Source organism: Kitasatospora sp. NPDC057542 (assembly GCF_042801945.1).
GTDB lineage: Bacteria > Actinomycetota > Actinomycetes > Streptomycetales > Streptomycetaceae > Kitasatospora.
In genome coordinates this window covers 1-4,474 of record NZ_JBHVFE010000611.1, presented here as the reverse complement: position 1 = coordinate 4,474, position 4,474 = coordinate 1, and the positions used below count along the sequence as shown (strand labels likewise).

The window sequence follows — 4,474 nt, the reverse complement described above, 5'->3', positions numbered from 1 at the left end:
CCCTTGACCGGTGGGAGCCGGTCAAGGGGCCGCCGCTCTGTCCGGCCCGGCGCTACTGCTTGCGCAGCTCCCGGACCGCCGCGTCCAGCCGCTGCCCGAAGTCGGCGTCGGCCTTGCGGAAGTTGTCGACCGCCCGCTCCACGATGTCCTCGCGGTCGGCGGAGACCTTGGCGATGAAGCCCGACAGGTTGGCGATCAGGCGCTGCTTCTCCTCCTCGGAGAACAGCCGGTACAGGTCGCCGGCCTGCACGAAGTCGTCGTCCTCGGCGTGCGAGGGCGCGACGTGGTTGCCGGTGAGGCCGTCGACGGCGGTCGCGGCCCACAGCGGACGGCCGGTCTGCACCGGGCCGCCGAAGCTGTTCGGCTCGTAGTTCTTCTGACGGCCGTGGCGGCCGTCGTACAGGTAGCCGTCCCGGCCGTTGGTACGGGCCTCGGTGGCGTGCGGGCGGTTCACCGGCAGGTGGTCGGCGTTGATGCCGACCCGGTAGCGGTGGGCGTCGGCGTACGCGAACAGGCGGCCCTGGAGCATCTTGTCCGGGGACGGGCCGATGCCGGGCACGAAGTGCGCCGGGGAGAAGACCGACTGCTCGACCTCGGCGAAGACGTTGTCGGGGTTGCGGTTGAGCTCCAGCCGGCCGATCTCGATCGGCGGGTAGTCGGCGTGCGGCCAGACCTTGGTCAGGTCGAAGGGGTTGAAGCGGTAGTTCGCCGCGTCGGCCGCGGGCATGATCTGGACCTGCACCGTCCAGCTGGGGAACTCGCCGCGCTCGATCGACTCGCGAAGGTCGCGCTGGTGGCTGTCCGGGTCCTCGCCGGCGAGGGTGTTGGCCTCGGCCTGGGTGAGGTTGCGGATGCCCTGGTCGGTCTTGAAGTGGTACTTGACCCAGAAGTGCTCGCCGGCCTCGTTCTGCCACTGGTAGGTGTGCGAGCCGTAGCCGTTCATGTGCCGGTACGAGGCCGGGATGCCCCGGTCGCCGAACAGCCAGGTCACCTGGTGGGTGGCCTCGGGCGACAGGCCCCAGAAGTCCCAGACGTTGTCCGCCTCCTGCGAGCCGGTGTACGGGTCGCGCTTCTGGGTGTGGATGAAGTCGGGGAACTTGATGGCGTCCTTGATGAAGAACACCGGGGTGTTGTTGCCGACGAGGTCGTAGTTGCCCTCCTCGGTGTAGAACTTCAGCGCGAAGCCGCGCGGGTCGCGCACCGCGTCGGCCGCGCCGAGGTTGCCCGCCACGGTGGAGAACCGCAGGAAGACCTCGGTCTGCTTGCCGATCCCGGACAGGAACGCCGCCCGGGTCCAGGGCGTCACGTCGGCGGTCACGGTGAAGGTGCCGTACGCACCCGCGCCGCGGGCGTGCACCACGCGCTCCGGAATCCGCTCGCGGTTGAAGTGCGCGAGCTTCTCGAACAGCAGCTGGTCCTGGATGAGCGCCGGACCCCCGACGCCCGCCGTCTCGGTGTTCTGGTTGTCGGCGACGGGGGCACCCGCCTCCGTGGTCAGGGTCGGGCGCTGCTCGTCCTGGGTCGTCATGGGAGTGCCTCCGCGGTATCCGGTCGTGATGACACGATCCTAACTTGGACTTCATCCAAGTCAACACTGGAACCAATCTCAGAGCGTGACCTACTCTGGATGGCATGAGCGACCTGCTGGAGAGACTGCGCGGAAGAGGCTGGCGGCTGACCTCGCAACGCCGGGTCGTGGCCGAGGTCCTGGACGGCGAGCACGTCCACCTCACCGCGGACGAGGTGCACGCCCGGGCGACGGCCCGGCTGCCGGAGATCAGCCGCGCCACCGTCTACAACACGCTCGGCGAACTCGTCGCCCTCGGCGAGGTCCTGGAGGTGGCCACCGACGGCCGCGCCAAGCGCTACGACCCCAACGCGCACCGCGCCCACCAGCACCTGGTCTGCTCGGGCTGCGGCGCGATCCGCGACGTCCACCCTCAGGGCGACCCGCTCGCCGCCCTCCCCGCCGCCGAGCGCTTCGGCTTCACCGTCACCGCCGCCGAGGTCACCTACCGCGGCCTGTGCCCGAACTGCCGCGCGTAGCCGACCGATTGCCCGGCTACGCGCTCAACTCCGCGTTCAGCGCGCCCAGGAGCCGACCGGCCCGTTCGGCCACCTCGGCCGGCCCGTAGTCGATCGCCCGCCGGCACCAGTTCTCCGCCTGCGTCGGCTCCCCGCGGCGCAGCGCGAGCAGCGCCAGGCGCAGCGCCGCCCGGCCGTGCCCGGCGTCGGCGGCCCGGGTGTACCAGAGCATCGCCTCGGCCTCGCTGTCCTGCCGGGCCAGCAGCAGTCCGAGGTTGAACGCGGCGCTGCGGCTGCCCGCCTCGGCGGCCCGCCGGTACAGGCTCTCGGCGATCTCCAGCGCCCCGCGCTCGGCCGCCCGCACACCCATCCGCACCTGCGCCCGGCGGTGCCCGGCGTCGGCCGCCAGCGCGTACCAGTGCTCGGCCTCGGCGTCCGCGTCCCCGCGCCGGTCCAGCAGCGAGGCCAGCCGGAACGCGCCCTCGGCCGAGCCCCCGGCCGCCGCCTGCCGGTAACGCTCCAGCGCCCCGGCCAGGTTGCCGCGCTGCTCCTGGACGACCGCGAGCTGCAGGGCCGCCTCGCCGTGCCCCTCGGCCGCGGCCCGCGCGTACCACTCCTGCGCCTGCTGCTGCTCGCCGCGCCCGGCGTGCAGCACGCCGAGGTTGAACGCGCCGTCGACGCTGCCGGCCTCGGCCGCCTTGGAGAACCAAGGCTGGGCGCCGGACTCGTCGCCGCGCTGCAGCAGCACCACGGCCAGCGCGTTGCAGGCCTCCCGGTGCCCGGCGTAGGCGGCCCGGCGGTACCACTGCTCGGCCTGCTGCTCGCGGCCGGTGCCGGCGCAGAGCAGGCCCAGGTTGAAGGCTCCGTTCTGGTCGCCCGCGTCCAGTGCGACGCGGTACCAGCGCTCGGCCGCGGCGGCCTCGCCACGGCTCGCGTGCAGCGCGCCCAGCGCGTTGGCGGCGTTGCCGTCCCCGGCCTCGGCGGCCTCCTGCCACCACTCGGCGGCGGCGGCCAGGTCCCCGGAGTCGCGCAGCAGGAAGCCCAGCGCGCAGGCCGCGCGCGCCTCCCCGTTCTGCGCGGCCTGCCGGTACCAGCGGGCCGCCTCGTCCAGCAGCGACCGGTCGGTGCGGGCGCGCTCCTCCAGCAGCACGCCCAGGCGCAGCGCGGCGCGGGCGTGGCTGCGCGCGGCGGCGGTGCGGTACCAGGTCTCGGCGGTCTCCTTGTCCCCGGCGGCCTCGCGCATCCGGGCCAGCCGGTAGGAGGCCTCCCGGTGCCCGGCGTCGGCGGAGACCTTGAACCAGCGCTCGGCGCGCACGTCCCGCCGGTGCTCCATCAGGTCGCCCAGCGCGTAGGCGCCCAGCGGGTGGCCGTGGTCGGCGGCGAAGTGCAGCCAGTACTCGGCGGCCTCCTCCTCGCCCTGGTCGCGCAGTTGCAGCCCGAGCGCGTGCGCGGCCGGCGCGCTGCCGGCCACGGCGGCCTGACGCCACCACTGGCCGGCCTCGGCCCGGTGGCCCTGCTGATGCAGCAGCACGCCGAGGTTGTTGGCGGCGGCGCGCACCCCGGCGGCCGCGGCGGCACGCAGGTAGGGCTCGGCGTCCTCCAGCTCCCCGCGGCGCAGCAGCAGGGTGCCGAGCCGGCAGGCGGCGTCCGGGTCGCCGCTGTCGGCGGCCTGCCGGTGGCGGGCCTCCAGCGCGGCGGACTCGCGGGCGGCGAGGGCGGTCTCGAAGCTGGTCGAGTCGAGGCCGGCCGGGTCGAGCGCGGCTCCGGCGGCCGGCTCGCCGCCGGACTGCTCGCCGTAGGCGCCGACGGCGGCGGCGAACTGACGGGTCGGCACGTGGACCAGGCTGTCGGGCCCGTAGCCCGGGGTGGGGCGCTCGGACAGTCCGCTGGTGCGCTGGGCGGGCAGGGCTCCGGGGCGGCTTCCGGTGCTCTCGGTGCTCTCCGCCCAGGCGTCGGTGTCCGCCTCGGCGGCCGCCGAGGACTTGGCGCCTGACTTGCCGATCAGCCTCATGCCGACTCCCGCTCCCCCAGAGTGTCGCGGCATAGTGCCCCGGCGTGCGGCCGGGGGGACTCCCAGGAGAGGTGCCGGATCCGACGGCCGGTCAGCGGCCGTGCACCGTCCCCCATGTGTCCCATCGTCGCATCACCCAGTACCCGCGTACACCTGCCCCGGCCGAATTCCGGCGGGGCCGACCCGAAGCCGACGAAATTGCTTCGGCGCTTTGTCGATTTCCCGACACTTCAACCCCACAAACCCCACTGCCGTCGTCCTTGGCGACGGTCGATAGTACCGGAGCGGTTCCCGCCGCTTCCGTGCGAGAACGGCGCGGGAAACACCAGAGGCCCGGAGGAAGGATCCTCCGGGCCTCTGGCCTTTGTAGCGGGGACAGGATTTGAACCTGCGACCTCTGGGTTATGAGCCCAGCGAGCTACCGAGCTGCTCCACCTG

General features: G+C 73.6%; 3 protein-coding genes. 1 reads left to right on the top strand and 2 read right to left on the bottom strand.

Going from position 1 to position 4,474, the window contains the following annotated elements; genetic code table 11:
* Positions 1–52: 52 nt before the first annotated feature.
* Positions 53–1,528: a catalase gene (locus ACFU7Y_RS40740; protein ID WP_224283145.1), complete on the bottom strand. Its 1,476-nt coding sequence runs from the start codon at positions 1,526–1,528 to the stop codon at positions 53–55.
* Positions 1,529–1,632: 104 nt separating this feature from the next.
* On the opposite strand from ACFU7Y_RS40740, the gene ACFU7Y_RS40735 reads away from it, so the two are divergent.
* The gene (locus ACFU7Y_RS40735) at positions 1,633–2,046 is read left to right on the top strand and encodes a Fur family transcriptional regulator (protein WP_224283144.1); all 414 of its coding nucleotides are present in this window, start codon (positions 1,633–1,635) and stop codon (positions 2,044–2,046) included.
* A 16-nt stretch (positions 2,047–2,062) separates the two neighbouring features.
* Here ACFU7Y_RS40735 and ACFU7Y_RS40730 read toward each other — a convergent pair whose 3' ends face one another.
* Positions 2,063–4,036, bottom strand: a complete 1,974-nt coding sequence (locus tag ACFU7Y_RS40730; protein WP_380771436.1) for a tetratricopeptide repeat protein — start codon at positions 4,034–4,036, stop codon at positions 2,063–2,065.
* Between the last annotated feature and the right edge of the window lie 438 nt (positions 4,037–4,474).

Coding starts and splice junctions, on each gene's coding strand:
- ACFU7Y_RS40735 (WP_224283144.1), top strand. CDS start 1,633: ATGAGCGACCTGCTGGAGAGACTGCGCGGAAGAGGCTGGCGGCTGACC.
- ACFU7Y_RS40740 (WP_224283145.1), bottom strand. CDS start 1,528: ATGACGACCCAGGACGAGCAGCGCCCGACCCTGACCACGGAGGCGGGT.
- ACFU7Y_RS40730 (WP_380771436.1), bottom strand. CDS start 4,036: ATGAGGCTGATCGGCAAGTCAGGCGCCAAGTCCTCGGCGGCCGCCGAG.